General features: G+C 49.9%; 21 protein-coding genes and 1 pseudogene. 7 read left to right on the top strand and 15 right to left on the bottom strand.

What is annotated here, in order from left to right; translation table 11 throughout:
• Nucleotides 1–82 precede the first annotated feature (82 nt).
• Nucleotides 83–1621, top strand: a complete 1539-nt coding sequence (locus tag KJS69_RS22845; protein ID WP_213586177.1) for an NAD(P)H-hydrate dehydratase — start codon at nucleotides 83–85, stop codon at nucleotides 1619–1621.
• A gap of 849 nt (nucleotides 1622–2470) precedes the next feature.
• Here KJS69_RS22845 and KJS69_RS22840 read toward each other — a convergent pair.
• The gene (locus KJS69_RS22840; RefSeq protein ID WP_213586104.1) at nucleotides 2471–2761 is read right to left on the bottom strand and encodes a hypothetical protein; all 291 of its coding nucleotides are present in this window, start codon (nucleotides 2759–2761) and stop codon (nucleotides 2471–2473) included.
• Between the two features lie 723 nt (nucleotides 2762–3484).
• On the opposite strand from KJS69_RS22840, the gene KJS69_RS22835 reads away from it, so the two are divergent.
• Nucleotides 3485–4153: an SOS response-associated peptidase gene (locus KJS69_RS22835; RefSeq protein ID WP_213586103.1), complete on the top strand. Its 669-nt coding sequence runs from the start codon at nucleotides 3485–3487 to the stop codon at nucleotides 4151–4153.
• Here the strand turns inward: KJS69_RS22835 and yyaC are convergent.
• Both yyaC and KJS69_RS22825 read right to left on the bottom strand, forming a co-directional pair.
• Nucleotides 4116–4775 (bottom strand): spore protease YyaC, encoded by a 660-nt coding sequence (gene yyaC, locus KJS69_RS22830; protein WP_249730673.1) that lies wholly within the window; start codon nucleotides 4773–4775, stop codon nucleotides 4116–4118. The genes KJS69_RS22835 and yyaC overlap by 38 nt on opposite strands.
• Before the next feature lie 222 nt (nucleotides 4776–4997).
• Nucleotides 4998–6065, bottom strand: a complete 1068-nt coding sequence (locus KJS69_RS22825; protein WP_213586101.1) for an acyltransferase — start codon at nucleotides 6063–6065, stop codon at nucleotides 4998–5000.
• A 134-nt stretch (nucleotides 6066–6199) separates the two neighbouring features.
• On the opposite strand from KJS69_RS22825, the gene trhA reads away from it, so the two are divergent.
• The 3 genes from trhA to KJS69_RS22810 all read left to right on the top strand — a co-directional run bounded on the left by trhA (nucleotide 6200) and on the right by KJS69_RS22810 (nucleotide 8864).
• The gene (gene trhA, locus KJS69_RS22820; RefSeq protein WP_213586100.1) at nucleotides 6200–6823 is read left to right on the top strand and encodes a PAQR family membrane homeostasis protein TrhA; all 624 of its coding nucleotides are present in this window, start codon (nucleotides 6200–6202) and stop codon (nucleotides 6821–6823) included.
• Nucleotides 6824–6995: 172 nt separating this feature from the next.
• Nucleotides 6996–7715 (top strand): PIG-L deacetylase family protein, encoded by a 720-nt coding sequence (locus KJS69_RS22815; RefSeq protein ID WP_213586099.1) that lies wholly within the window; start codon nucleotides 6996–6998, stop codon nucleotides 7713–7715.
• 81 nt (nucleotides 7716–7796) lie between these two features.
• Complete coding sequence (locus KJS69_RS22810) at nucleotides 7797–8864, top strand: undecaprenyldiphospho-muramoylpentapeptide beta-N-acetylglucosaminyltransferase (protein WP_213586176.1); 1068 nt, start codon at nucleotides 7797–7799, stop codon at nucleotides 8862–8864.
• Nucleotides 8865–9087: 223 nt separating this feature from the next.
• Here KJS69_RS22810 and fni read toward each other — a convergent pair whose 3' ends face one another.
• A complete protein-coding gene (gene fni, locus KJS69_RS22805) occupies nucleotides 9088–10128 on the bottom strand; it encodes a type 2 isopentenyl-diphosphate Delta-isomerase (RefSeq protein WP_249730678.1) in 1041 nt (346 codons plus the stop codon).
• Between the two features lie 330 nt (nucleotides 10129–10458).
• Between fni and KJS69_RS22800 the strand changes: the two genes are divergently transcribed.
• Nucleotides 10459–11310 carry a GNAT family N-acetyltransferase gene (locus tag KJS69_RS22800; protein WP_213586097.1) on the top strand — a complete coding sequence of 284 codons (852 nt, stop codon included), beginning with the start codon at nucleotides 10459–10461 and terminating at the stop codon, nucleotides 11308–11310.
• Between the two features lie 355 nt (nucleotides 11311–11665).
• On the opposite strand, the gene KJS69_RS22795 is transcribed toward KJS69_RS22800, so the two are convergent.
• From KJS69_RS22795 to KJS69_RS22780, 4 genes are all read right to left on the bottom strand, one after another.
• Entirely contained in the window at nucleotides 11666–12346 is a 681-nt protein-coding gene (locus KJS69_RS22795) for a hypothetical protein (protein ID WP_213586096.1), read from the bottom strand.
• Nucleotides 12343–13239 carry an ABC transporter ATP-binding protein gene (locus KJS69_RS22790; RefSeq protein WP_213586095.1) on the bottom strand — a complete coding sequence of 299 codons (897 nt, stop codon included), beginning with the start codon at nucleotides 13237–13239 and terminating at the stop codon, nucleotides 12343–12345. Before KJS69_RS22790 ends, KJS69_RS22795 begins: the two co-directional genes overlap by 4 nt.
• 6 nt (nucleotides 13240–13245) lie before the next feature.
• The gene (locus KJS69_RS22785) at nucleotides 13246–13608 is read right to left on the bottom strand and encodes a GntR family transcriptional regulator (RefSeq protein ID WP_213586094.1); all 363 of its coding nucleotides are present in this window, start codon (nucleotides 13606–13608) and stop codon (nucleotides 13246–13248) included.
• Nucleotides 13609–13807: 199 nt separating this feature from the next.
• Entirely contained in the window at nucleotides 13808–14827 is a 1020-nt protein-coding gene (locus tag KJS69_RS22780; RefSeq protein WP_213586093.1) for a DUF7309 domain-containing protein, read from the bottom strand.
• Nucleotides 14828–15343: 516 nt separating this feature from the next.
• On the opposite strand from KJS69_RS22780, the gene KJS69_RS22775 reads away from it, so the two are divergent.
• Nucleotides 15344–16642, top strand: coding sequence for a DUF6612 family protein (locus tag KJS69_RS22775; RefSeq protein WP_213586092.1), 1299 nt, complete (start codon nucleotides 15344–15346; stop codon nucleotides 16640–16642).
• A gap of 84 nt (nucleotides 16643–16726) precedes the next feature.
• On the opposite strand, the gene KJS69_RS30325 is transcribed toward KJS69_RS22775, so the two are convergent.
• The 7 genes and pseudogenes from KJS69_RS30325 to KJS69_RS22745 all read right to left on the bottom strand — a co-directional run bounded on the left by KJS69_RS30325 (nucleotide 16727) and on the right by KJS69_RS22745 (nucleotide 26670).
• A complete protein-coding gene (locus KJS69_RS30325) occupies nucleotides 16727–17827 on the bottom strand; it encodes an acetate/propionate family kinase (RefSeq protein ID WP_249730677.1) in 1101 nt (366 codons plus the stop codon).
• 171 nt (nucleotides 17828–17998) lie between these two features.
• Nucleotides 17999–18496, bottom strand: a pseudogene (gene pduL / locus KJS69_RS30320) (phosphate propanoyltransferase); the annotation flags it as partial.
• Between the two features lie 307 nt (nucleotides 18497–18803).
• Nucleotides 18804–19571, bottom strand: a complete 768-nt coding sequence (locus tag KJS69_RS22765; protein ID WP_374706706.1) for a YHYH domain-containing protein — start codon at nucleotides 19569–19571, stop codon at nucleotides 18804–18806.
• Nucleotides 19572–20471: 900 nt separating this feature from the next.
• The gene (locus KJS69_RS22760) at nucleotides 20472–22796 is read right to left on the bottom strand and encodes a phosphodiester glycosidase family protein (protein ID WP_213586090.1); all 2325 of its coding nucleotides are present in this window, start codon (nucleotides 22794–22796) and stop codon (nucleotides 20472–20474) included.
• A gap of 136 nt (nucleotides 22797–22932) precedes the next feature.
• Nucleotides 22933–24564 carry an extracellular solute-binding protein gene (locus KJS69_RS22755; RefSeq protein WP_213586089.1) on the bottom strand — a complete coding sequence of 544 codons (1632 nt, stop codon included), beginning with the start codon at nucleotides 24562–24564 and terminating at the stop codon, nucleotides 22933–22935.
• 323 nt (nucleotides 24565–24887) lie between these two features.
• Nucleotides 24888–25772, bottom strand: coding sequence for a carbohydrate ABC transporter permease (locus tag KJS69_RS22750; RefSeq protein WP_213586088.1), 885 nt, complete (start codon nucleotides 25770–25772; stop codon nucleotides 24888–24890).
• Nucleotides 25773–25785: 13 nt separating this feature from the next.
• Entirely contained in the window at nucleotides 25786–26670 is an 885-nt protein-coding gene (locus tag KJS69_RS22745) for an ABC transporter permease (protein WP_374706708.1), read from the bottom strand.
• Nucleotides 26671–26858: the final 188 nt, after the last annotated feature.

Raw genomic sequence — 26858 nt, 5'->3', positions numbered from 1 at the left:
GCTGACCGCTATTTTCCGGTATACTGTTTTTGTTCAACCGTTATCGATTTCATTAACATAATCAATCAAGGGAGATTCCATGATGTATATTGTAACATCTGAAGAAATGCGCCAGTTAGACGAGCATACCATTCAACATATCGGTTTGCCAGCGCTTGCGCTCATGGAAAATGCCGGCCGGGCAATAGCCGAGGAGGTGTTCGCCACGATCCAGGCGCAGCCGGCCAGACGCGCGCAACGCTGGCTTATTCTGGCCGGCAAAGGCAATAACGGAGGCGACGGGCTGGTCGCCGCCAGACATCTCACCGATATGGGTGTCCATGTGGAGATCGCGCTGACCGAGCCCGCCGGGTTATTCTCGGCAGATATGGCCGTTCAGCACGAGGTTGCCGGCAAACTCGGCCTTGCCATGTTCGAGTACCGGCCTGGCGAGATTCGCTGGGAAGCCTATGACGGCATCGTCGACGCCCTGCTCGGAACAGGAACCCGCGGGACTCCTCGGGAGCCTTATGCCACCCTCATCCGGGAAGCTAATGCCAGCGGTCTGCCGATCGTCGCTATCGACATTCCGAGCGGGCTGGACGCCGATACGGGCCAGACTCACGACCCGTGCATCGCTGCAGCGAAGACCGTCGCACTGGCCTTCCTGAAGCGGGGGCTCGTCCAGTTCCCCGGCAGCGGCATGGCCGGCAAGGTCGTCGTACGCTCCATCGGCATCCCCGTCCGCCTGGCGGAGGAGCGCGGCGTCCGAACGCTGCTCCTGACCGAGCGGACGCTGGCGGAACGGTTGGCGCCCGGTCCAAGCCGCGGCCGCGCGGAGGATTCGCACAAGGGGACGTACGGCCATGTGCTCATCGCCGCGGGCAATCTGCGCATGAGCGGAGCCGGCCTCCTGTGCGTCAGCGCCGCGCTGCGCGCCGGATGCGGGCTGGCCACATGGGCGCTGCCGGCCAGCCTCGTCCGGCACTTGCTGGGGCGCCTGCCCGAGGCGATGCTCGCCGGCCTGCCTGACGCCGGCCACGGCGACTGGGCCGAGGTGTCGGCCGAGCAGGTGCTGTCGCTGGCGGAGAGCCGCGACGCGCTGGCCATCGGCCCCGGCATGGGCCGCTACGGCGACGACGTGCAGTGGCTGCGCGCCATCTGGGAGGGCGCCAAGTGCCCGCTCCTGCTGGACGCCGACGCGCTCAACATGCTCGCCGACGCGCCGGACTTCGCCTCGTGGCGCAAGCGCGAAGCGGCGACGGTGCTGACCCCCCATCCGGGCGAAATGGCCCGGCTGGCGGGAATCAGCATCGCCGAGGCGCAGCGCGACCGCGTCGGCCTCGCGCGCCGCTACGCGGAGGAGCACGGCGTGACGCTCGTGCTCAAAGGCGCCCGCACCGTCGTCGCCACCCCGGATGGGGTCGTGTACGTGAACACGACCGGCAATCCCGGGATGGCCACCGGCGGGACGGGCGACGTGCTCGCCGGCGTCATTGCCGGCCTGCTCGCGCAGCGCCTGACCGCCGAGCAGGCGGCGGCCTACGGCGTGTGGCTGCATGGCGCGGCGGGCGACCGCGCAGCGGCAGAGCGGCGATCCCCGGCGTCGATGCTTGCCGGGGATCTGCTGCAGTTCTTATAGGGCGTATCGCCGTATGCTATGCGGCATGAGGGATCCCCGCCGTCATGCCGCATAGCAGCGTGTGCCAGCTATGACGGCACATGGCGGTGTGAGGAAAAAACGATGCCAACTAGCTCCATAAGAAGGATACGATGCGAAAGGTGCCATGCTTTTAATCTAGTGCCGTAGTCGGGTAGGAAAGCAAAATTAAGGTGCAATTATGCACCCTAATTCTACCTTTTTAACCATTTTTGAGATTAAGGTGTAAAAATGCTCCATATTTTCTAAGTTTTGTTAAAATTGGGCGATTTCATTAAATTAAAGGGTACTTTTGCACTTCAATTCCCGTTTTCGGGAAATGGTTGGATTTAAGAGGCACTTTTGCACCTCAATTCTGCCTATGTGGCAGCTGCAAAATTTAGGGAGACTACCTCCCATTGGGCAACGACTGGATTAGGGGCACTACCTCCCACTTCCCAACTGGGTTTAGCGGCGCTATCGTCCAACTGGTATGGCTGGAGTCCCTGCATAAAATCCGATAAAGTCCATTAGGTAGGAGGAGATTGGGCGTCAAGCACTGATTTCAAGATGAAGCCCTTTTTTCTTATGCTTGTTCTTATGCTTGTTCTCACGATTGGATTCGTCGTTTTTTATGCCTGGTCTAGATGGATTTCAATCGAGTGCATAGGTTCAGGTTAAAGTGTACATATGGTATGCGGAAAAAATTATTCGAGGGTTGATTCTTCACCCTTTTTTTGGTTTTTTTGGTTTTTTGGATATTTTAACTATTATCGATTATTTATAATCCTTCCAAATTTCTTTCAGCTTCCCTTGTTCACTTTCCTGCTGTCTTCCTGCCTTTATTCGTAATTAAGTTATCGCCAAAGAAGACATCCTCGTGTCAGGATAAGAGGAATCTTTACGCTTTTGATTTGCAGCCCACTCCTTGTGGGGGTCCGTCACCAAGTGGGGATCGCTCACGTCTCGCAAATCGTCCCAGAGACATTCTACCCCGCGCCCCCCGGCATCCCCGTTGTACATCTTGCAGCTGCTGCAAAACCGGGAGCGATGATCTTCGTCCAACCGGACCACGCGGTTGCGCAAACAACAATAAACTTCCCCTTTATCCGTCGCATAATGAATATGGTTAATTTGTGGCATAACTTCAACTCCCTTTCTAGCTGTCGTTGTAATTTAAACCGTTGGTATCCAGTTTAATCGGTTATCGTTAAAAAAGAACGCGAATTTTGTAAACCTCTATTTAATTTTATCCCGCTCCATTCGCCACCAACCGCTAAAAAGACCCATTAATCTCTCACTAGTAGATGATAGCTCGATCCTGTGAGCCACTTGGACATCATTCCATGTTCCCCTGCTCCGCACATTGACATCGATAACCGTTAATAGTTTAATTTTGTTTAAGGATAATTGAGCTTGACGACAAGCTGGCAGTCATTCTACATGAATGGACAACCCCGACATAAATACTTGCTATAAAAATGAAAGTGTTTTATTTTCGGCTTCGGAGCTGAACACCTAAGGCGTTCACGACAAAATAGATGCAGATATCAGATTGTTGAGAAACCCCGTTTTCTGCAAAAATAGCGGTACAAAAACCCAGTATCTACGCGCTTTTTCATGGATAGTTTTTTGTCCAAAAAGCACCTTTTCAACAGTCTGATTTTTACATCTACTTCATTGTACTGGGAACGATCTGAGCAACATTAAGGCTATTTCAACAGCCTGACTCTTGCAGGTCTTTAAGCTTTGCAAGGGGCTCCCTTGATCACGAAAGGGAAATAACTATCCATTTATTTATATTTCTCATCGAAGTTCATCGGTTTTATAAAATAGATAGAATTTAGATAGATTGGAGGGATAGATATGTGCGGAAGATTTACACTTACAGTTCTGTTGGAGGAAATCTTCGGGCGGCTTGGAGTAGTACCGCTGCCTTATGAATATATGCCGAAATATAATGCGGCCCCGGGGCAGGCTATTCATGCTATTATCGAGCATCGGGGCGAACGAAGAATCGGAACGCTTCGCTGGGGGCTGATCCCCTCCTGGGCGAAAGATGATAAAATCGGCTTCAAAACGATCAACGCCAAGGCGGAAACCTTGCAGGACAAGCCGTCCTTCCGCAATTCCTTCCAGCGGAAGCGCTGCCTCATTCCCGCGGACGGCTTCTATGAGTGGAAGAAACTCGAGAGAGGCAAACAGCCGATGCGCATCACTCGCAAAGACGGAGGCTTATTCGCGATGGCGGGTCTGTACGATACCTGGATTTCTCCAGAGGGAGGCAAAATCAGTACCGTCACCATCATCACCACCCCTCCTAACGAGCTGGTTCAGCCGATTCATAACCGGATGCCAGCCATTCTCACTCCCGCGAGCGAAGCGATATGGCTGGATCGGAACATTAGTGATCCAAACCTTCTCTCGAATCTGCTTGTTCCGTATCCAGCAGAGGAAATGACGGCCTATCCCGTTCATCCCCGTGTCGGACAAGTCGCTAACGACGACCCGGAATGTATCGGGGAATGGAAATGACATCGATGCTTGCGATGTCACCGAGGTTCTCGGTGCCGGCAGCCCCGCAGGTTTCGTCCGCTTCCCGAAAGGTTCGGGCTGGTTTCGCAGGGGAAACGACAGAGGAGGCAAGTGGAAAAGCTTCCTTTACCGCCTCGACTAGCTGATGGGCCATTCTCAGTACGAGGTGCAGCGAAGTCGTCTGCAGGACGCGATAAGGCTGCCCTTCATTGCGGTTGACGATGGCCGCAATACTAAAATGACCGACGCTCGGCAAGGAGCAGCCCATCGATTTTCCGGGCTCGAGCGGCCCAGTGGCCACTTGAAACAGGCCGACGGAGGAGGACTGCCGTCCAAGACAGGCATCAAGAGCAATCACGATTTTGTCGTCGGGAATCTGTTGCAGATAATGCTCCAGCGTATCGGCATCACACGGTTGCTCGAGCGTTCCGGCCACCTGCCGATATCCGGCTTCCCGCAGCAGCGTTCCGACCAGCGGTCCGAAGGCGTCGCCAGAGGAGCGATCCGTCCCTATGCATAGAAAGAAAAGCTCTTTCTCCCCCAAGCCTTGAGCTCCGATAGCTTGCAGAAATTCCGCCAGCCGCTCTCCGCGAATATTTTTACGTTCAAACGGATGATTCATCCCGCTTCCCCTCCCTTGCCTTAAATTTCTTCCAACTTTACTTCCTTTCCATCTACTTGAGCCCGCTTGCTTCAATGGAGTTCCGGAGATCCCCTCATGGGCTGGTTCGCGCATAGTCTCACGGTCAGTTTCACGCCAGTTTCACACAAGTTCTAATGGTCAGTTTCACGGTCAGTTTCATTGCCAGTTGCATGCCCAGATTAGTATTGAGATGTTCCGGCCCTATTTGCCAAATAAAATAGACGATCCTTTCCATTTCTTAAGAATGACTACGATAAGCCACGGAACGGTAAAAGTCATCGCTGCTGCTCCAAGTGTCGACCATTGATAGGCTGCCGATTCGCCCGGAAATACAAATTGATACCTCCAGTAAGACAGCAAGGCCGGATGGATGAAGTAAATGCCGAACGAAGCGGCTCCCATAGACATCAGCAGCGAAGCCAGCCTGGGCAGATCCTCCAGCAGACGAACTCCGATCCATAGCAAGCTAGCCGCCATAGCCATCGCATAGACATTGAAGAAAAACTCCATTGCCGGAGGCCCGAAGTCGATATCATTCTGGCGCAATACGAAAAGCAAAGCGAACGTATACCCGGACAGAATCCCGCTTCCCAGCACCCACCAAATATGTTTGGAGGCATTGCGGAACCGCTCATAATTCATGCCGATGACTCCACCGGCGGCGAACAGCCCCATATAAGTGCCGAATAAAGTGGCCGGATGATCGAACGAATGAATCCAATAATGATAAATATAGAAAGCCGTTTGGAACACAAAAGCAATCCAGACCCAGTTCCTTCGAAACCACTTCCAATACTTGACGACCGTCATCAATAGGGGAAACAGCAGATAAAACTGCAAAATTAGAATGATGAAGTACAGATGGTAGCTGGTTTCCGCCCATCGCAAGGCGTCCGCAAACTTCAACCAATCGATCGTTACTTGAGACCAATCCTTATTGGGCAGCCACTGATTGTAGACGTAATAGAAGAAAGACCATAGCAGATAAGGAATGACAATATATTGGATTCTTTTACGGTAAAAAGCTAACATTTCGCGAAGGTTCCATGAGTCCGAATAGCGATAAAACAAAACGACCGCACTCAATATAACGAATACGGGGACGGCAAAGTTGCTTAACTTGTTGATGACCAAATAAATGACCTGGGATCGGCTTCCAAGCGGGATGTCCACCGTAGCCTCAGAAGTGCTGTGAATCATGAGAACGGCCATTATGGCAAATGCCCGCACGATTTCCAATTCTTTAATTCTCGGTTTGCCCGCTGCCACTTGGTCGTCCCCCCTCTTTAATCCTTTTTTCTGTTTTCTCCATTTGTATTATTCCTTCCTTAGCAGTGACCGATTTCCGCTCATGCCCATATTGTAATTCTATAGTATTTGCAATGGTTAAGGAGGCTTGTCTTATGGATACTGCCTGGAGAGAAGAAGCGGCGAACACGATCACTCACGGAATCGGGGTGTTACTAAGTATTGCCGCCTTTCTACTGCTTATCGAACATCCTGCCAACAACGAACAATTCGTACGTCTAGTGAGCTTCAGTATTTATGGCGGAACCCTTGTGCTGCTGTATCTGTCCTCCACTTTAATGCACGGCATCCAGAGAGAAGACTGGAAGAAAAAATTGCTCACGCTGGATCATGCCGCCATCTTCTTGCTTATTGCGGGCACCAACACCCCGTATATGCTGGTCACTTTAAACGGCTGGATAGGCTGGGCCATGCTAATTTTCGTCTGGGCTCTTGCTTTAATCGGAATTGGTCTGAAATTGTTCCATCCCGCTAAATTTGCTAAAATATCGACCCAGTTTTACTTATTTATGGGTTGGACGATCCTGGTCGTCATCGGCCCTTTGTCCGAACGGCTGCCTGCTAACGGAATGCTGTGGCTTGTCGCCGGAGGAATTTTTTACACGCTTGGCTCTATCTTCTATGTACTGAGGACCGTCCCCTATCAGCATGCCATCTGGCATCTGTTTGTCCTGGCGGGAAGCCTGTCCCATTTTATTTCAATTTATTACTATGTATAGCATGTTTGGCCGCAAGCAGCAACGATATTAAGCAATCCTTAAGGATATATAATCCTTCGCTGTCCCTGGAAATAGGATGGTGCGATCCTGTCTGGAAGAGGTATAATGGATATCGACACGATTCCATCCCGTCAAATCTGGCGGAGTGGCTCATTAACAGGAGGTTTATGCCATGACAGGAACGACGATAGCGGGAGTCTTTGCCCATCCTGATGACGAAACATTCGGCGCATCCTCAGCCATTCTCGAAATGGGAAGACGAGGAGACCGATTCGTGCTCCAAACTTTCACGCCCGGTGATGCCGGCAAAGCGGGACGATTCGCTCCGCTAACGAAGCCAGAGCTCGCGGAAAGACGCAAGCGTGAGCTTAAAGATGCCGCGGATATCCTTGGGATCGCCTCGATTTGCCAACTGGATTACGGGGATGGTAAGTTGAAGGAGATTCCCCTTGCGCAGCTTATCCGGGATACGGCTGATTTTTTGAACAAGGAACGGGCCTCGATTGTATTGACTTTTCCTGAAGACGGCATCTATGGACATCCGGATCATGTAGCCGTCCATTATGCGGTTAAAGAAGCGGTATTCGGGGGACTATGCCCCGGAGTTCAGAAGCTTTATTACTATGCCAGCGAAGCTCTGCAGCAAGCCGGACGAAAGCCTGCGATTGTGCTGGATACTTCCTCCGATTGGCCAACGAAGGCGCAGGCGCTTCAAGCTCACGAGACCCAATTGGCCTCGATTCACCGCGTGTTTGGAAACCTGACTGATTTTGCTTCCGTTCCCAGAGAAGCGCGATATGAAGGTTTTGTGCTTGCCTGGGAAAGGGGAGTCGAGTGGCCTGCTCAAAGGGAGGCTTATTTCACCGATGGCTTGCTTCCCGAACCTAATTAATAATAGCCTGCCGTTATCTCATATAGATAGCATAAAGCAACAGAACCGACTGATGGACGGATACCGACGGAGGCGATAGCGCTGAATAAAATAGTGTTCACAGGCGGGGGATCAGCGGGTCATGTCACCCCGAACCTGGCCATTATTCAACAACTGAAAGAAAAAGGATGGAGCATTGAATATATCGGCTCCAAGACCGGAATTGAAAAAGAAATCATTGAAGCTTTAGGCGATGTTCCCTATCACCCCATTCCTTCAGGCAAGCTGAGAAGATATGTGGATTTAAAAAATTTAAAAGACCCCTTTCATGTTATGCAGGGAGTCGTGAAGGCTTATTGGCTGCTAAGGAAGCTGAAGCCGCGGATTGTTTTTTCCAAAGGAGGCTTTGTGTCCGTTCCTGTTGTACTGGGAAGCTGGCTGAACCGAATCCCCGTCATTATTCATGAATCGGATATGACCCCGGGCCTGGCCAATAAGCTGTCCACCCCTTTCGCCGCAAAAGTGTGTGTGACCTTTCCGGAGAGCCTGAAGCACTTCACTGGCGACAAAGCGGTCCATACCGGACCCCCGATCCGCGAAGAACTGCTTCACGGAGATCCTGGCAAGGGAAGACGGCTATGCGGATTTACGTCCGACAAGCCGGTGCTAATGGTGATGGGGGGCAGCCTCGGCTCGCAAATCATTAACGAGAACGTCCGAACAGCGCTCGATCGCCTGCTCGTCCGCTATCAAATTGTACATATATGCGGTAAAGGAATGATTGACACGGCCAAATCGGTTAAAGGCTACAAGCAGTTCGAATATATTCAAGACGAGCTTCCTCATGTTCTGGCTATGGCCGATCTCGTCGTCTCCCGCTCCGGCTCCAATTCGATCTTCGAGTTTCTCGCACTTAAGAAACCGATGCTGCTTATCCCGCTGTCCAGGCAAGCCAGCCGGGGAGATCAAATTATTAACGCTCAATCGTTCGAGAAAAGCGGCTTCAGCCGGGTGCTGTACGAGGAAAGTTTATCCCCGGAGGCTCTGGTCCAGACGGTTAACGAGCTATTCGATGGACGCAGCCGATACATCGCCGCTATGCAGGAAAGCGCCGTACAGAACAGCGTAGAGCGGATCACTGAGCTAATTGAAAAGCATGCCAAACGTTAATCCGGTGGCCCCTTTCAAAGCTCGGGGCTTGGTTACCCAGCAAGCTAAAGCTAAGTTTGGACAGTCGAATTGCTTATCCTTGGATTTCCTTAAGTTATCTGATGACTGTATTGTACTGCAAAGAATAAAGCCGGCCTCCTCCTGGGAGCGTCGGCTTTATTCCATTGCATTCCCTCTATAACTGCGTATCTCCCCAGATTGCATGATCTCATGCAACGCTAGCTCAACAGCGTCCCAATACGTCCCCGGCTTTCAATTGCTGAATCGTAGTCATCCCGGTAGCGAATAAAACCGCCTTCAGCTCGAATTCGATTCGCTCGAACAACCGTTCCAATTGCTCAACGGACTGGACAGCCGAGGCCAGCACGGAGCGGCCGAAAGCGGCCAGATCGGCTCCCAGAGCCAAAGCTTTGGCAGCGTCCACCCCATTGGCCAATCCGCCGCTGCCAATAACGAACGCATCCGGAAGGCTGGAGCGCACCTCCCGGATGCATTCCGCCGTTGGCAGCCCCCAGCCGGCGAATGCTTCCGCCGCTATCGAGCGGATCGGATCGTGGGAGCGGTACTTCTCCACCTGGCTCCAGGACGTTCCTCCCGCTCCGGCCACGTCAATGAAGGCTGCACCCGCCTCGTGCAAAGCATGAGCAAGATCGCCGCGGATGCCCCAACCGACTTCTTTAACGCCAACGGGTACAGCCAAAGCGTGGCAGATCCGTTCGATTTTATTCAACAGCCCTTTGAAGTTCGTGTTTCCTTCCGGCTGAAACAGTTCCTGCAGGCTGTTGAGATGCAGCACCAGCCCATCGGCCCCGCTCAGCTCCACCGCCTGACGGCATTGATCGACTCCATAGCCATAGTTAAGCTGGACAGCTCCTAAATTGGCCAGCACGGGAATGGTCGGCGCCACGTCACGGACCTGAAAGGTGCCCACCAGCCCGGGCTGTTCTATCGCCGCGCGAACGGAGCCAAGCCCCATCGCCCAGCCTCTTCGTTCCGCCGCCTGCGCGATCCGCCGGTTAATATCTGCCGCTTCCTTCGTGCCTCCGGTCATGGAGCTGATCATTAGCGGCACCCTCAATTCTTTATCTATAAAAGAAGAGTCCAGCCGAATATCGGAAAAATCTATTTCCGGAAGAGCATTGTGGCGAAACCGGTAAGCGTCCAGCCCTGTACTTACCCCTTGTCCTGCCACATCCCGATTCAAACAAATATCGATATGCTCTGCCTTCCGCTGCTCTGTTTGTCTGCCTCCGTTATCCTTCATTTGATATCCCCCCGCCTCATCCTTGCCGTTTAACCGTCTCTCCTTCATCGGTCTACCAGCTTGCGTCTATAGTTCTAGTTTACCCTATTTATCGTAAGAAAGCTCATGATTGTCCCAACTTATAGGCTCTTTGCGCTACATTTATAGCCTTTTCGTATGAGGATTCCGGGAGCCTGTCCGACGGATGAAAATATCGAATAGTAATTCAAGTTAATGGCTGCGGCAATAGATAGCTGGACAAAATGACCCCAATAAGGATTAAATCCTTTGTTGACTTTTTCAATGGAGGCGTTATGATGAGTAAAAATATAGAAGCGGGATGTGATAACAATGAAGTGGCACATCTATACGGATCCGGAGCATTTTATGGAGCAAATCGGGCCTTTTCTTAAACAGCGCGAGGCGGAAAACAATCTAGCCCTGGGAATTCTGACCTCTCTTGCGGCGGGGAAGAGAAGAACGGAAAGCGAGCCGCTCATGGCCGCCATCCAGGAAGGGGACGAGCCCGCTTTAGTCCTGCTCATGACTCCTCCTAACAACCTGATTCTGGTCGGTGAAACATCCAGGTTGCATGAGGATTGCTGCCCTTTTGCTGTTAAAAGCCTGCTGGAGATGAATGTGGATGTCCCTGGAGTGATCGGTGATCCCGCGATCCTGTCCGAATTTATTAAAGCTTGGGAGCATAATACAGGGTGCACAGCGGAGGTTGTCATGAGCCAACGGATTTATCGTCTGGATCGGGTAACCGAATTTTCCATAAGTCCCGGACGGATGAGACGAATAGCCGCTGCTGATACAGATCTGGCCGCCGGCTGGCTCCACCTGTTTGCCAAGGAAATTGGCGAGCAATTGCCCTACGACAAAGCTCTAACCAAAGCCCGGAGCATCGTTGAGGAGGGCACCCTCTTTTTCTGGGAGGACGGCGGAAGGCCGGTTTCCATGGCTATGAAAACGAGGCCGACTGCAAACGGTTCAGTCGTCAGCATGGTCTACACGCCTCCCGAATTTAGAGGACGGGGCTATGCAACGTCCTGTGTCGCCTCCCTAAGCAGCCTGTTGCTCGAGCAAGGATACAGCTTCTGCACTCTATATACTGATTTGGCCAATAATACCTCCAATAAAATTTATCAAAATATCGGATACAGACCGATCCAGGACTCTATCGTTTATCGTTTTGTTTAACGAACGAAAAATTTTAATCGCCAACTATATAAATTGAACTAATGATTAAATAGCTCATGAAGTGGAGAAAGAAAGATGCTTCCAGGGCGAGTTTTGGCTTTGTATTCCTACCATCCGAAGGCCCATCCCAATAGAAGGAATACAAAACAAGATGTTTGAAGCTTCGGAGGCACTTTCCTTCGGAACGGAATGAGAGCTATTCTTTAGTTCAACATATATAGAATTTGATTCATTCGCGAAGCACTTATTACTCGGCTTTTCCACCACTTCAGTCATTTTGTGTTTGACGACTAAACGGAAAAAAGCGCCTTCCGGCGCTTCTCCATACTTCCTCTGATAATAATACAGCGAATAGTCAAATCGTAGCTCTGCGAAGATTCAGATAGGACAGGAGTATATAGCAGACTGTAAAGGGAAGGGCCCAGAACGCCAGCTCCGAGGCGGTATGACTGGACAGCCAGCGGAAAATATCTCCCCACCAATAATTAAACGTAATCAGATACACACTAACGGTCGATAACAGCATTAAAAGGATGAAGAAGGTAAACATTCCTGATTTGCCAAATCTCCGATAGATGCTGGAGATGAAAAAACCGAGAAAAAACATGTTCATAATAATGGAAAAGTTGACCCAAAGCAATTCCGCGGCTATCCCTTCATTCAAATAAGGCAGATTGAAAAAATGTAAATCCACCCCCCAGGATCCTGTCCATTGTTCCACGAACGAAAGCAGCAGCATTAGAATCGCCATTATGACACCGACCCCTGCAACTGTAGCCACAGTCCCCCAGAAATAATCGGTTCTCCTGACACTGAAGCCTAATGCAAAAGGAAACGATTGGGCTAACGATATAATCCCCATAACCAGCATGTAAAGGTAAAAGGACGATATTCCCCCGGTATAGATCGCGTCTGTGATGAAATAGCCTATGATTAGATTAACAATAAAGCTGGAGAACAGAATCAAACAAGGGAGGAAAAACCATAACCATTTATCCTTAAAGTGCATTTTTACTACACCTTGTACCCGATTCATCGGGAATCCACCGCCTTTCTTGCGGATTTATCGTTAGTCAGATAGATGATCATCTGCTGCAAAGATACCGGAGCGAGCTCCAGACCCATCGTTTCCGCTTTCTCTCGGTCCACGGCATCCCAACGGCCGAAGACTGCGGCCGACACCAAGCCGCCGAAAGGCTCGCGATGAATCGTTTCCTTGCCCATCGTAAAGCTATCGACCTTCGATGCGGGACCAACAATAGTAAAAGCCTGGCCACGAAGAGCTTCCGCGTCCTCATCAAGGATCAGCTTGCCGTTGTCGATGACTATAACGTGCTCCAATAGTTTGCTTACCTCGTCAATCAGATGCGTTGATAAGACGATGGTGCGAGGATGCTCTGAATAATCTTCGATCAACCGGTCGTAGAACAAATTTCGGGCTACTGCGTCCAGGCCCAGATAAGGCTCGTCGAATATTGTAAGCGGGGCGCGGCTGGCCAGCCCGATAACGATTCCTACCGAAGAGAGCATCCCTCTGGACAGCTTCTTGACTCTCTGCTTTGGCGGCAGGCGAAATTGTTCAGCCAAAAATTGGGCATACTCCGGATCCCAATTCGGAAAGATAGACTCACACACCTCCAGGACATCGATAATACGGAAAGTATCCGGATACTTCTGGCTTTCCTTAATAAAGCATGTTTGACTTAGCACTTTATTGTTCTCATAAGGTTCCTCTCCAAATACCTTCAGTTCCCCGCTTGTAGCGAATAACTGTGCAGAAATCATATGCATGATCGTCGTTTTACCGGCACCGTTCCTGCCGAGAAGCCCGTAAATTTTACCGGGTTCCATAGTAAAACTGACATTATCGACGGCCGTTACTTTACCGTATCGTTTAGTCAATTGGTTAACTTCAACTACATAGCTCATCTCGCTTCATCCCCTCCTTCGGATCATTTCCGACAATTGATCCACTGTAATTCCCAGCTTCTCCGCTTCCCGAATCATCGTGACGACATACTGCTCATAAAATTGTTCCTTCCTCTTCTCCATCAGATTCTCACGAGCTCCTGCGGCTACAAACATACCAATCCCCCGCTTTTTATACAAAATATGCTGCTCCACTAACAGATTAACGCCTTTCGCTGCCGTCGCCGGATTAATCTGATAGAAGGAGGCGAACTGATTCGTTGAAGGGACCTGTGATTCTTCGGACAGCCTCCCTTCAATAATGTCGTCTTCGATTCGTTCGGCAATCTGCACGAAAATCGGACGGCTGTCATCTATTAAAGATCCCATCTACTACCCCTCCTCAGTTACATAGTTGGTTCATTACTCATGTAACTAACTATATAAGCGTGGAACATATTTGTCAATATCATCGTTGCAAATCGGGCTTTAATATGAGGAAAATAGAAAAAAGCCGGCTTGCTGAGCAAGACCGGCTTCATTCTCGTCCGTATCGACTTCCGATCGATCACCACTGTTTTGCATCACACTAGAAAGGGGCCAATTCATCGTATAAATTCATCTTGACTTCTTCCAGATAAAGCAGTTGAGGACTCCGTTCCATACGAACATTGAGCACACGGGCAGCTGCACCAAAGCAATCCATCACTTCGCTTCTTTGCACCAGCAGGGTATAGGGTCTCCCTTGTAGCCTCAGCATCATTTCGAGCCATTGCTCCACGAATTCTGACCGATCATCTGCGGTTTCCGCCAGATGGTTTAGCAGAATCTGCCCGGAAGTATGATCCAGAATCAAACACATTTTAGGATAATATGGCTTGTCCTTGCCCCTCATAGGTATGGGAGAATAAAAGTAATCGAGCTCCCAAACGCCCAGCCGTTTAGGAAGTGATTTTTGAAGTTTTCTTAAACGCAGCTCATCGAACCGCACCGCACGAAGCGGAGTTCGCACGACCGGTTTCGGCTCAAGCCATCGATCCGTCCAGATCAACCGGCCGTTCTGCAGCAGCGGAGTACGCACCAAATAATAGGAAGAGCCGGCCTGCCGTATTCGCTCTGGCCTGAAGCGGAAGCTTTCAGCTATTTCAATTACCTGCTGTAACGCGATTGTCATAAAACGGACCTGTGCACCGTTTAGAAACCACGGAACAAATCCGGGCTCAAAATAACGCAAACAAGGCCACCCCTGCCTGCCTCCTTGCCATCCAAGCAAGTTCATTAGCGTTATCTCTTGCTCCTCAAGCAATTCTTTGCTTTCGAAGGAAAGGATCAAACCGTACTGAATATGCATAAACTCTTCCGCCAGAAGATCCTCTCTACGAATTCGCTGAAGTCCTTCGAGTCCCTCGCTACCCAAATGGATCGACAAGGCCGCCATTTCATCGGATGTGCCCATAACACAGCAATAACCGATTTGACCATCTTCAGGGTTTTGCACTCCGAAAATCATTTCGTCCGTTATCCACGTCCAACAGCGCTTCTCTTTGAACTGCAACGCGGCCTGTATACAATTCTTCCACTCTAGCAAAGTCGGTTCGACAGGATTCATGTCCGTGTCCCCTTTGTACGTCTGATGACCCCTCAGGATTCCATCAGATCATTCCTGCATTTTTACATTAGTATGCAGACGGGCTCGGAACAAACACGAGGCATTCAACTAAAAATGAAACATTTTTAATGAATCTGATGCAGTTGACTCCAAAACGATTTTATTTATGAACTACAATAAACAGGTATTTAGACCTATATAAATAAATTTCATTTTCTTAATAAACCGCTTGCAACCGTTCCTTTTCATTATTTTTTTCATAAATTACTTTTGTCATTTTTATCCTCATTTGCGGACTCTAATTTTACAAAAAAATGCGTAAATACGCTAAATTTTGATGTGAAGCAGCCGCTTTAAAGCAATAAAAGGAAAGCGCTATTATAATGAATAGACAACTTTTAGACAAGATTTCGATTCTTTGGGAGCATTCCTCTACTGGAGAGTCTATGGTATTATCGAAGAGCTATTGTTTTTTATTACGGTTGTACGATTGTAAAAGGAGTGGAGAAGAAAAATATGGCAGTAAAAAGAAAAAGTATGGGGTTTTTTATCGCATTGATGCTTTCTATTGTTCTTGTAGTAGCGGGATGCGGACAGAAGCCGTCGGCCAAGAGCGCAGTAGAGACAGGTCTGGCCAATACGGTTAACATGAAATCGGGTACCTTCGATATGGGAATGTCGATGTCGATCGATTTTCCGGACGATGTATTAAGCGCCCAGCCAGAAATGGCGATGGTCAGTAATTTTCTGAAAAACGCCGATATTAAGGCATCCGGAATTTTCAAGCAAGATCCGCAGCAGTTGGAAATGACGCTGGAGCTGAATCTCAAAGGCGACATGGAAATGATATTCAGCATTCCGCTGGTCATTACTCAAGATAAAATGTGGGTGAAAATCCCCAGCATCCCCATGTTAATGCTGCCTCCGGAATTAGAAGGCAAATTTATTGAGCTGGATATGAAGGAACTGAGCGAGCAGCTCGGGGAAGAGTTCACTCCAGACGTTCTGGACGTGAAGAAGCAGCAGGAATTGGGTCAGGAAATGATGAAAATTCTACTGGGAAGCTTTGAAGAAGAAACCCACCTCAAGCTCTTGAAAAAGAACGAAGCCAATTTGCCGGAAGGCATTGAAGCAAAAAATATCGTTAAATTTACTATTACCGATGAAAATCTGGAAGCAACGGTCCAAACATTGATCGAGAAAACGGCGCCGCAAATTATCGATTTGCTCGGCAGCGACAAATACAGGGACTTGTTCCAGTTGAGCAAGGAAGACATCGAGCAAGCTAAAAAAGAACTCGAAGCAACGACCTCTGGCGAGATGAAGGAAGCCGTAGATGAAATTCGCAAATCGATTAACATTAATGAATTCAGTATTTTGACCGTTCTTAACAAAAAAGATTTCGTTAACTATCAGTCCTTCAACCTGGATGTCGATATGAATATGGACAGTGATTCGTTCAAGCTGGGATTAAAAGGGGACACGAAATATGACCACATCAACGAAGATGTGGAATTCAAAATCGGAATTCCTTCCGATGCCGTCAAGCTGGAAGAGTTTATTGAAAAGATGGATTCACTCTACGGCTCTACGGATGACTATGACTACGATTTAGATAATGGGGACTTGGACTTTGGTGGTCTGGAAGAAATCGACTGGGATGCTTTGTTCGCAGACATTGATCCAGAAAACATGACTGTAGATCAATTTTTTGAGCTTCTGGTTAATGAAGGCGTCGATCCGGAGCAATTCCTCCAGCTTCTGGAGTATGAAGGAATCGACCCCGAGGAGTTCATGAGCGCTTTCCAACAATAAGACAGACAATTAGGAACAGAATATGGTGAAAGAAAAGAGGCCCTTGTTCGGAGGGCCTCTTTCTTTGCGAATAAATGCGAATCGCTACACCTTCTCAACGGGAGGGGTCGGTTGGATGGGGCGCGGCGGCTCAGGGGTATTGACGAATAATTGATAGGCATCGGTAGCCATAATCAGCTCTTCGTTAGTCGGGATCACCATGACTTTGATCGGCGAATATCGGCTGCTTATAAAGCCCTCGCTCTTGATCGTCCGGTTAGCCTCCGGATCAAGAATGACCCCGAAAAATTCCAGTCCGTTACAAACCTTCTGCCGCACCTCCGGGCTGTTCTGGCCAATTCCGGCCGTAAATATGATGCCGTCTACGCCATTCAGTATGGCAAGATAGAGACCGATATAGCTATGCAGCCGGGTTGTAAACAGCTGCAACGCCAGCTCACAGCGTTTAATGCCCGCTTTGGCTCCAGCCATGACGTCGCGAAGATCACCCGATACCCCGGATACGCCCAGCAGTCCGCTTTCGGTATTCAGAATATTGATTGCTCCTGCAGAATCCGTCCCCTCGATCTCCTGAATATACGGGATAACGGCCGGGTCGATATTTCCGCTTCGCGTCCCCATCGTAAGTCCGGCTAACGGGGTCATTCCCATCGAAGTATCGATCGATTCCCCATTGCGAATGGCCGTAACACTGACCCCGCTGCCGATATGACAGCTGATCAGACGCAGCTTTTCCTTCGGCGTCTCCATAATTTGCTCCGCACGATGCATGACATACCGGTGGGAGCTGCCGTGGAATCCATATTTGCGAATCCCGTACTGTTCGTAATACTTATACGGGATCGAATACAAGTAGGAAGACGGCGGCATCGTCTGGTGAAAGGCGGTATCAAAGACAGCGACATGAATCGCATTCGGCAAATATCGCTGCGCCAGCTCGATTCCTTTAAGGTTCACCGGATTGTGCAGCGGCGCGAACCGCCCGTATTGACGGATCTTCTCCTTAACCTCGTCGTCGATAATGACAGAGTTGCCAAAGGCTTCACCGCCATGTACGACCCGGTGGGAGACTAATGCGATGTCATGGTTCGAGAACTTCTCAATGATGCTGCGAATGACGTTCTCCTGCTCGTTCTGCTTCACACCTTGCAGGTAGTCGTGATCGAGCAGTTTGTTCGTAGGCATTTCGTAAAGCTTATATTTAACCGAAGAGCTTCCGCAATTCAATACCAGAACCAATTGCTTCTCCTTGCGGCGCAGCTCATCATACGTTGCTTCCGCCCGGTAAGGAACGATAACCTCCAATTCCATCCCGTTTCGCAATCCGGCCGCATTCGCTTCGTCCGTGTCAATATGAAATTCAAGACGATAGTCCGGATGAACCCGGCACAGAACGTTCTCAAGAATAAGCGAACGGGCACCTCCTACCGACACCCAGACGAACTGCTTGTCATGTATCCCGAAGCTCTTTGCATCCTCGGTCGAAAAATGAATATGACGGAAAGCCAGGATGACTCCCTGCTCAAGCAAAACCTCCCCGCAGGGTCCCTGTATAGTGATTCCAGGGCTTCCATTCAGATCGCCCGAATCTCTAATCGGCGGGTCCACACCGAGAAGATAACTGTCTGTACGGGAGATTTCTACCTGAGTCTCTCTACGCACCGGTCCGAGGATCCGTACATTATTAATTTTTCCTTTGGGACCGACTAGCGTTACCGTTTCTTCTGCGGCATATTGACCGACCTGTTTTAAGTCCTTCAGTTTGTTGAGCTGGTAGCCCGGTCCGAATAATTGGTCTAGATGTTCTTGACTCAAGTGAATATGACGGTTGGAGATTCCTACAGGTACTTTCATTCCCGCTCACATCCATTCTGCATTATTAATAATATTTTAGTACTATGGAAGGCAAGCCGTTTATGCTACAGCTTATACTACCATTAAACCTGTTTTCCCCCTTTCTGTACAGTGGTTAAACAACTTTGTGAAAAATATTTCAAACATTTTCGTCAACCTTTAGCCACAATTCGTCATTTTTCGCCAAATAGGTCTTTTAGTCTAAGCTGTATGTAAGAAAAACTCCTGGTCGGAGTCTCGTTCTCCTTTTGGATTAAAAACGACTGTTCGTCAACCCGCTGCAAGCCTAATAGCTAGGGAGGTTGTCTTATTGAGCTGTCTGAATGGACAGTCCCTCCACTTCATTCCACTGAACCGACCAGCCAAACTGCTCTACGGCAAACTCCCAAGTTAACGGAAAATAGGTAATCTCCCGGAAGGTCAGCACAGGATAGTCCTCCTGTCCGTTATTCAACCACTCGCCGTTCACGAAAATATTGTATTCGGGATATTGGGCTGTATGCTCCTCTCTTGATTCGTTCCGCCCGCCTGTCTCAGGTTCATACGGCTCTACCGGAGCTTCGCTCTGACCTATGAAAAATCCGGTGTCGGAATCCCAGCTCATGTTCAATCCTAATGCCTTGGTGTAGTTCCAGGTCATTGGAAAATAGGTGATGTCCTTATAAACCAAAAGCGGATACAAGCTTTCCTGCTGCTCCACCGTTTCCCCGTTAATTTTAACGCTAAACGAAGGAATCGATACTTTGACAGCTTTGGCTGAAGACGTGTTCTCTTCCGAAGCGGCAGCCCCCGTACCGGAAGAGGAGGACGAAGGTTTAGATTGCGATGAGCCGGACCCGCTTGTTCCCGTACTTTGGGAGCTGGAGCCTGTAGAACCGGAGGAAGATTTTCCATTATGATAATGATATTCTCCATCCTTCAACCCCCATTGCTTACAATTCGTCCTGCAGGTGTGCCCTCCGTTTTTGTCTGTCCTTCCCGGATGGGCTTCCGCTTGCCAGCCCGGCCCTCCCAACAGGATCAATACCATTACCATTACCATTGCCATTGCTGCGCCTACTATTGTTTTTCTCACTTCAATCCCTCTTTTCTATTTCATCGCATAAATGTTACAATTTTTTCCTGAATTAGACAAGAGGTTTCGGGAGGGATCAGCCGATTAATAATACCAAACGATAAACAGGATCGCGGGCGAAGCTCCCAAACGAGGCATTATCCCGCTCTTTAACTGCGCAGAACGATAGACCAGTTATCTAGTGTATTCCCGAACTGCATGTTTGCAGGTAATCAATTGTGATGGATATTGCGGTGATTAGGGTGTAAAAGTACCTCTCATTTTGTCGTTTTCGTAGTTTAATCTGATCAAGGTGCAAAAATACACCTTAATTCTGCGATTTCGGATAAATCCCCGATTTTAGCCATTTAAAGAGCACATTTGCACCTCATTTTCGATTTTCACAAGAATCGGGCATTTAAGAGGTACTTTTGCACTTCATTTAGAAAGGATCGCCCTGCTTCCAATTCCAATCGACAATTTCTCTCTAATTATCCATTCGCTCTTACCCTATCTGCCGAGACCTTTCTTCCCTCCTTCCAGCATAAACCGGAGGCCTTCAATGGCCTCCAATGGCTTCCAATCCTCTAATGACTCCAATCCTCTAATGACTTCAATCTCCAACGGCTTCATGGCTTTCTAACGACTAGTTAGGGCGCTTACGATATAATCGTCCGCCTGGCAACCATCGTGAAAATGGACTTGCCGAATACAAAAAACGCCCTATGCAACCAAGTACATAGAGCGCTTTAATGTTCTTCTTGTTCTTCTTGTTCTTCTTGTTCTTCTTGTTCTTCTTGTTCTTCTTGTTCTTCTTGTTCTTCTTGTTCTTCTTGTTCTTCTTGTTCTTCTTGTTCTTCTTGTTCTTCTTGTTCTTCTTGTTCTTTTGCTTATTTGTCCAGTCTGCAAATCAATCAAGGATTAGTCGGCATACTCCGCAGTAAATTGATCGAAGTAAAGTACCCCTGGCGTTTTGTTGTTCACATTCTTCTCCTCGATCACGATATTGCGGACTTTAATCGGAAAGACGGTCTCTTCGGGCACCTGGAGGGAAACATATCTCCATCCCAGCCAATTAATCCCCCCTGCCGATGTCAGGTTCCAAATTTTATTGCTGCCGGTGCCATCGGTGATGCCTATTCTCAAGTGATGCTTCATCGCATCCCCGTATACCCAGACCCCAAGCCGTTGGGGCCGGCCATAGATAATCCGGCCGGCAGCCCCCTGTTCATCCAGAAACTGAACGTACGCTCCGGAAGTTCCTTCCGTACCAGTAAAGTCATACGTAAGCTTGCCGGCGTATCGCCCGAAGCGGACAGGCTCCGGTTCCTCCACGAGGCTCAATTGCACGGAGCCGGGCACCGTACGCACTTCCGACCCGCGAATCCATTCACCGCTCTCGAAATCTTCTATGATCGGGGAGGGGCCGACCTGGACCCGGGCTTCTGCTGTCAAGGAACCGTATTGGGCGCTAATGGTTCCGACGGCTTCGCCGCTAGTCGCGGTCAGCACCCCGTCTTCCCCAATGGAGCCGATGCCTCCTTCGCTCGACCAGACCACCCTGTCCGGGGAAAGCGCTACTCGCCGGCCGTCTTCTCCATACGCCTTCACTTTCATAGGCATTACAGCCCCCGACTCGATAACGAAATCAACCGGCGACAGCTCCAGCCTGGACAGCCTGTCCGTAACGGTCACTTCCATAGAAGCGGTAACTTTCTTGCTCTGCACCGTGACCCGTCCGCTTCCTTCGTCCAGCCCGGCCCTGAAGCGGCCGTCCGCCTCTATCGTGCCGATGCCGCCCTCTACCGTCCAGCTTAACTCCTCGGGCTGCAGCGCAACCGGATTATAATGACGGTCCAATCCTTTAGCGATTAGCTGAACTTCGCTGCCCGGAGCGACCGCTATGGGGGCGTCCGGCCAGGAAGCATCCTGCCAAGGGCCCGTAAGTTCCGACTCCAGCACAAGAGAAGCCAGCTTCGATACGGGAGCTTTGGTAAAAAGCATCAAGGAGTTGCCAACGGTCCTTTCCGGTCCATCCGACGTGCGGTTCAGCAGACTCGGATGAGAATCGCCGGGCAGCCTGGCATAGTATGTGGAAGACCCGCCGCCATCTATATTGATGGCCTGATCCGCTCCCAAAGACTTCAGGTACTGAGCGCCTTCCGCCAACGTAATCCCGTCCGAATGTCCCGGCATCCGCCCGTCCACCACAACGACGAACAACTTATCCTGCTTAGTCCCGAGCATCGTTCGGGGGTGTATATCTGTGTTGTTCTTATCCGTCTCGTCGAGAATATCGGCCGGGATTTCTCCATCCTTGAGAAGGACCTTCCCCAATGTCGAGTTGCCGGATAGGACTTGCCGGGCCTGGTTCACTCCTTTATCAAAGGAGACGTCGATATGAACCTTGTCCCCCGCGGTCAAATGCTCCCGCACCCAATCGGCCTTCGGTCCGGAAGCGGACAGGACGAATTGGCCTTCGGATATCGGGGTGTCGTTCGTCTCCCGCACCGATTCCACCGTTGCCGGCTGACGCTGACCGGCCTGGAGCCGATCGTTCGGGCTAGCTGCAGCCAGCACAACCTCTACCCCGCCTTCCGGAGTCCGGGTCGATGAACCGAACCGGGGGCTGAACAAGAACGCATGGTTGTCATGCGATGGAATCCGTGTCCGATTGATCATGTTCAAGGCAAGAACTTCACCGTCCGGAGCGGTAAGAGTAGCCGTCATCGTCACGGAATCCTCCAACTTCACCCTTCCGCTCGGCAAGACAAGCAGCAGCGTCTTAATCGTCGACGGAGAGGTGATGATTTCTCCGTCGGTTATTTGCAGGCCGGATGGAACACCTACAGAGCTGAAGAAATCTCCATTCACTCCGGCTACCACCCGCTGGCCAAGCGCTTCCTGCTCCTGGATCATATAGCCTACCGTTTCCTGATTCGACACCTCCCCCCGGGAAGATACGGCCTTCAGCTCGGTAAACGGATCGGTGGTGTCGATCTCCATCATTTGCAGCGACTGTCTCTTGCCGCCCAGCTCCATCGTCCGGCTCGTATGCCGGACTCCGGGAGCCAGCATAAAGGATTGCTCATGAATCAGATCATACCCGGTATTACTAACGGTTCTTACCTCAGATGCCGCATAAGCGGGGACAGACTGGAGCGATAACGGGCCTGCGGTGAACAGCAAGCCTGCGGCCAGCCATCCGGACATCGTTCGGGCCAAGCTTTTTTTCCAATTCATCATGAAAAACAGCCTCCTTTGTATCCCAGGGGGAATAAGTGATATCGGGTTAAGTGCTTTGGAATCAAGTTAATTACCGATTAAATGTATTGGGTCTAGGCACGGCGTACGGACTAGACGGCTTTGTATTTTGGCCGTACTACTTCGTTTCGTTGTAACGATTGTAGGCATCCTCGTAAATCTGCATATATTTATCCAGTCCCATTTTGTTCAGCGTTTCGATATACTTGTCCCACTGGTCAAAGGAAGCTTGGCCGATAATAAATTTAGCCTGCATTTCCTTCACATAGTTCTCAATGTCCGCTCCGAGAGTAGCCATCTTCTCGCTTTCTTCCACCGTAAAGTTAAAGGGGGCCCATACTTCTTCAGGGAAATATTTATCCACCTTGCGGGTCGCTTCGATCGAATCCGGCTGGCCCTCCGAGCCTTTGAAATACTGCTCTTTAACAATCGCCGGGTAACCGCCGGTGCGCCAGGTCATATATTTGGAAATCGCCTGGGTATAGGTCAGCCCGTCCGGATTGTTGTTGATCAAATCGTTATAGTCGACGGTTCCGTCCGCTTTTTCCTCATACGTTTTGCCCGGGATCCCCATGAAAAAGAGCTTGCTTCCCTCATCCCCATAGAAATAGTCGATCCAGCGGACCGTTGCGGCAGGGTCGGGGTTTTTGTCGGTAATGACGAAAGCGCCGATGTTGACCAAGGATGCTTTATAGTTGGAATAAAGCTTGTCCCCGTGCGGACCTTCCAGAATGGAGGCGCCGATAAAGTTCTCCTGGTTATACGCCGTCCGCGGATTCGTGACGATAGCCGCGCCGAACAATCCCTGCGACCCTCTTGCAAAAATCTCCTCGGATTTCACCGTATATAAATCCTGGTTGATCAGTTCTTCCTGATACAGCTTGTTTAAATATTGCAGCATCTCCTTAAAGCGGTCGTCCGCCGGAATGAAGCGCAGCTTGTTCGCGGACGGATCCATGTCGACGTAAGGGTGCATCGTCCCGCGATTTCCCAAGCCAAAAGAGCCTTTGAACAAATGAAGCAGATTGGTATCTCCGGAAGTAGAGAGCGGGATTTCGTCCGCCTTGCCGTTGCCGTTCGGGTCCTGTTCCTTGACTGCCTTCAGATACTCATAGAATTCATCCAGCGTCTCGGGCTCCTTCATGCCGAGATTATCGAGAAATTGTTTGTTAATCCACAGCTTCCAGCCCATCATGACGGAAGGAAACTCGGGATCGAAAATGCGCGGGAACGAATAAATGTTGCCGTCCGGCATCGTCAGGCCTCTTTTAATATCCGGATGCTCTTCCAGCAGCTTTTTGAAATTGGGAGCATACTGTTCGATCAAGTCGTTCAGGGGAATAAAAGTGCCCTGCCCGCCATAGTTAATCAAATCTTTGGTCGACAAGCCCGCCGAGTGAAAGGCATCGGGGTAATCTCCTCCGGCCAGCATCAGGTTCGTCTTCTCTTTCAGCGCGTCGCTGGAGATCATTTGCCATTCGATGTCCATGTTCGTCATTTTTTTGTACTCATTGAAGACCAGGACGTCGTTCCAATCCGGTGTCGAGGATGAAGGGGCCAGAAAAGTCATCTTGACCGGTTCTTTCACAATCGGGAATCCGCTCTCATTTACATTGACACTCACCTGCGGCTCTCCTCCGTCGGTCTTGCCTCCATCTCCCGCCCCCGGCTTGTTGTCTCCACAAGCGGTCGCCAGGGGTACCGTCATAGCCATAGCCAAGGCTACGGATGTCCATTTTTTCGCTTTCATACATAAACCCTCCTAAATTTAATGAATATATGTTAAATAACCCCACAAAGTGAACTGTGGCCTTCGAAGCTTATTCCTTCCGCACCCTGACAGGGGTCGGCGTCTAAATCTTCCTCTAATCGCGGTCGAGCTTCCTGACTCTACTTCGATAGGGGTTTATACAATACTTTGCGGGGAGCCCCGGAACTTATAAACTCTGTAATGATAAAAAGTGAATCCAATAGGGACAATCGGGAATCGATAAGCTCAGCTCCTCTATGGAGACTGTTGATAAAGGGTTACTTCTAAAAGAAGAAGAAAGGCTGGCTCGACGCTATAGCCGTCTATCCTTTAAGCGCTCCAATCATGACGCCTTTGACAAAATATTTTTGCAGGAACGGGTAGAGCAGCAGCACCGGGAGGTTCGCGACGACGACGACCGCATACTTCAGCCCTTCGACCTGCATCATATGCTTAATGATGTCCTCGTCGATTCGGGAGGTCATTTCGTCCATGTTCTCCTGAATGAGAATTTCCCGCAAAATAATTTGCAGCGGATATTTATCCCGATCCGTTAAATAAATCAAGGCATTGAAGAAAGCGTTCCAGTGACCGACCGCATAGAACAGAACCATAACGGCAATAATCGGTGCCGAGAGCGGCAGCACGATCCTGAGCAGCGTCTGGATATTGGAGCAGCCGTCAATCGCTGCGGCTTCCTGAATTTCATTCGGAATACTGGTCTGAAAGAAGGTCCTCATAATGATGACGTTGTAAACCGACACGGCACCGGGCAAGAGCAGCGCCCAAATCGTATTGAGCATGTGAAGATCCTTGATCAGCAAATACATCGGAATCATTCCGCCGCTGAAAAACATCGTAAACACCATCAGCGCGGTTATGTAATTGCGCCCGTAAAAATCATTGCGGGACAGCGGATACGCAGCCATGACCGTAAGGAGCAGATTGATCGCCGTTCCGAGTACGGTATACATAATCGTGTTTTTGTAGCCGTTGAGGATATCTTTGTTTTGAAATACTTTGACATAGCCGTCGAACGTAATGTCCTTGGGGAGGAGCCAGATTTCTCCTCTCAGCAGATACTCCGGATTACTGATGGACGCACTCAATACAAAAATAAGCGGGTAGATGACAATTAATAAAATCAAGCTCAAAACAATGTAAATCGTTATGGCAAAAATGCGGTCTCCCAAACTTGGTTTAATCACGCCTGATTCCTCCTCACCACAAGCTCGTGTCGTTGACTTTGCGGGCAATATAGTTAACAGCTATCAGCATGATGAAATTGACGACGGAATTGAACAGCCCGACAGCCGCAGAATAGCTGTATTCCGCTCCCAGAATTCCCGCCCGGTACACGTGGGTCGCAATGACATCGGACGCTTCCATATTGAGAGGATTCTGCATCAGGAAAACCTTCTCGAACCCTACGCTTAAAATCCGGCCGATGTTCAGAATGAGCAGGATGACAATCGTCGGCATAATGCTCGGAATATTGATATGCCGGATTCTTTGCAGCTGCGTGGCTCCGTCTATTTTGGCCGCTTCATGCAGCGCCGGATTGACTCCGGCCAAGGCCGCCAAATAGATGATCGAGCTCCAGCCCATTTGCTGCCAGACTCTGGACAGAACATAGACCGTCTTGAACCAGGCCGGCTCGGTCATGAAGGAGATCGGATCCCCTCCGAACAACCGGATCAGGTGATTCACCATTCCGTTCTGCGGATTGAGGAATAAGAACAACATGCCTACAATTACGACCGTCGACAGAAAATGCGGCGCATAGGTGACCGTCTGGACGAACCGCTTGAAAAAACGGAGCCGCACCTCGTTAATCATCAGCGCCAGCAGGATCGGAACGGGAAAGCCTACCGCCAGCTCGTATAAACCGATGCCTAACGTGTTTTTAATCAGTCTCCAGAAATAGTAACTGTCAAAAAAGCGTTCAAAATGTTTGAATCCCGCCCAGGGGCTTCCCAGTATTCCTTTGGTGGCAAGGAAATCCTTGAAGGCAATCTGAACGCCGTACATCGGGTAATATTCAAAAATAATAAAATAGGCAAACACGGGAAGGATTAACAAATACAAATCCCAGTTTTTGCGAATACGCTTCCAAACCCGGTTCCCGGTGCCGGTTTTTAAGACCGGAGCAGCGACGTCTTTGTTTAACTGAGCGCTTTTCAAAAAGGACTCACCCTCTATTCATTTTTGTAAACGTTATCACTTTTGCCTAAAAACAGGGCTTGCGAAAGGGGCCGAGACTAACTCCATCATTCTCTCGGGTGCCCCTTTAT

Origin of the sequence: Paenibacillus sp. J2TS4, from assembly GCF_018403245.1 — a bacterium.
Lineage (GTDB): Bacteria > Bacillota > Bacilli > Paenibacillales > NBRC-103111 > Paenibacillus_L.
The sequence above is the reverse complement of the archived record's forward strand: the minus strand, read 5'-3'. Positions and strand labels throughout refer to the sequence as shown.

Excerpts from the sequence above, each read along its gene's own strand:
- KJS69_RS22845 (WP_213586177.1), top strand. The coding sequence starts at position 83 with ATGTATATTGTAACATCTGAAGAAATGCGCCAGTTAGACGAGCATACC.
- KJS69_RS22840 (WP_213586104.1), bottom strand. The coding sequence starts at position 2,761 with ATGCCACAAATTAACCATATTCATTATGCGACGGATAAAGGGGAAGTT.
- KJS69_RS22835 (WP_213586103.1), top strand. The coding sequence starts at position 3,485 with ATGTGCGGAAGATTTACACTTACAGTTCTGTTGGAGGAAATCTTCGGG.
- yyaC (WP_249730673.1), bottom strand. The coding sequence starts at position 4,775 with ATGAATCATCCGTTTGAACGTAAAAATATTCGCGGAGAGCGGCTGGCG.
- trhA (WP_213586100.1), top strand. The coding sequence starts at position 6,200 with ATGGATACTGCCTGGAGAGAAGAAGCGGCGAACACGATCACTCACGGA.
- KJS69_RS22815 (WP_213586099.1), top strand. The coding sequence starts at position 6,996 with ATGACAGGAACGACGATAGCGGGAGTCTTTGCCCATCCTGATGACGAA.
- fni (WP_249730678.1), bottom strand. The coding sequence starts at position 10,128 with ATGAAGGATAACGGAGGCAGACAAACAGAGCAGCGGAAGGCAGAGCAT.
- KJS69_RS22800 (WP_213586097.1), top strand. The coding sequence starts at position 10,459 with ATGAAGTGGCACATCTATACGGATCCGGAGCATTTTATGGAGCAAATC.
- KJS69_RS22795 (WP_213586096.1), bottom strand. The coding sequence starts at position 12,346 with ATGAATCGGGTACAAGGTGTAGTAAAAATGCACTTTAAGGATAAATGG.
- KJS69_RS22790 (WP_213586095.1), bottom strand. The coding sequence starts at position 13,239 with ATGAGCTATGTAGTTGAAGTTAACCAATTGACTAAACGATACGGTAAA.
- KJS69_RS22785 (WP_213586094.1), bottom strand. The coding sequence starts at position 13,608 with ATGGGATCTTTAATAGATGACAGCCGTCCGATTTTCGTGCAGATTGCC.
- KJS69_RS22780 (WP_213586093.1), bottom strand. The coding sequence starts at position 14,827 with ATGAATCCTGTCGAACCGACTTTGCTAGAGTGGAAGAATTGTATACAG.
- KJS69_RS22775 (WP_213586092.1), top strand. The coding sequence starts at position 15,344 with ATGGCAGTAAAAAGAAAAAGTATGGGGTTTTTTATCGCATTGATGCTT.
- KJS69_RS30325 (WP_249730677.1), bottom strand. The coding sequence starts at position 17,827 with ATGCCTACGAACAAACTGCTCGATCACGACTACCTGCAAGGTGTGAAG.
- KJS69_RS22760 (WP_213586090.1), bottom strand. The coding sequence starts at position 22,796 with ATGATGAATTGGAAAAAAAGCTTGGCCCGAACGATGTCCGGATGGCTG.
- KJS69_RS22755 (WP_213586089.1), bottom strand. The coding sequence starts at position 24,564 with ATGAAAGCGAAAAAATGGACATCCGTAGCCTTGGCTATGGCTATGACG.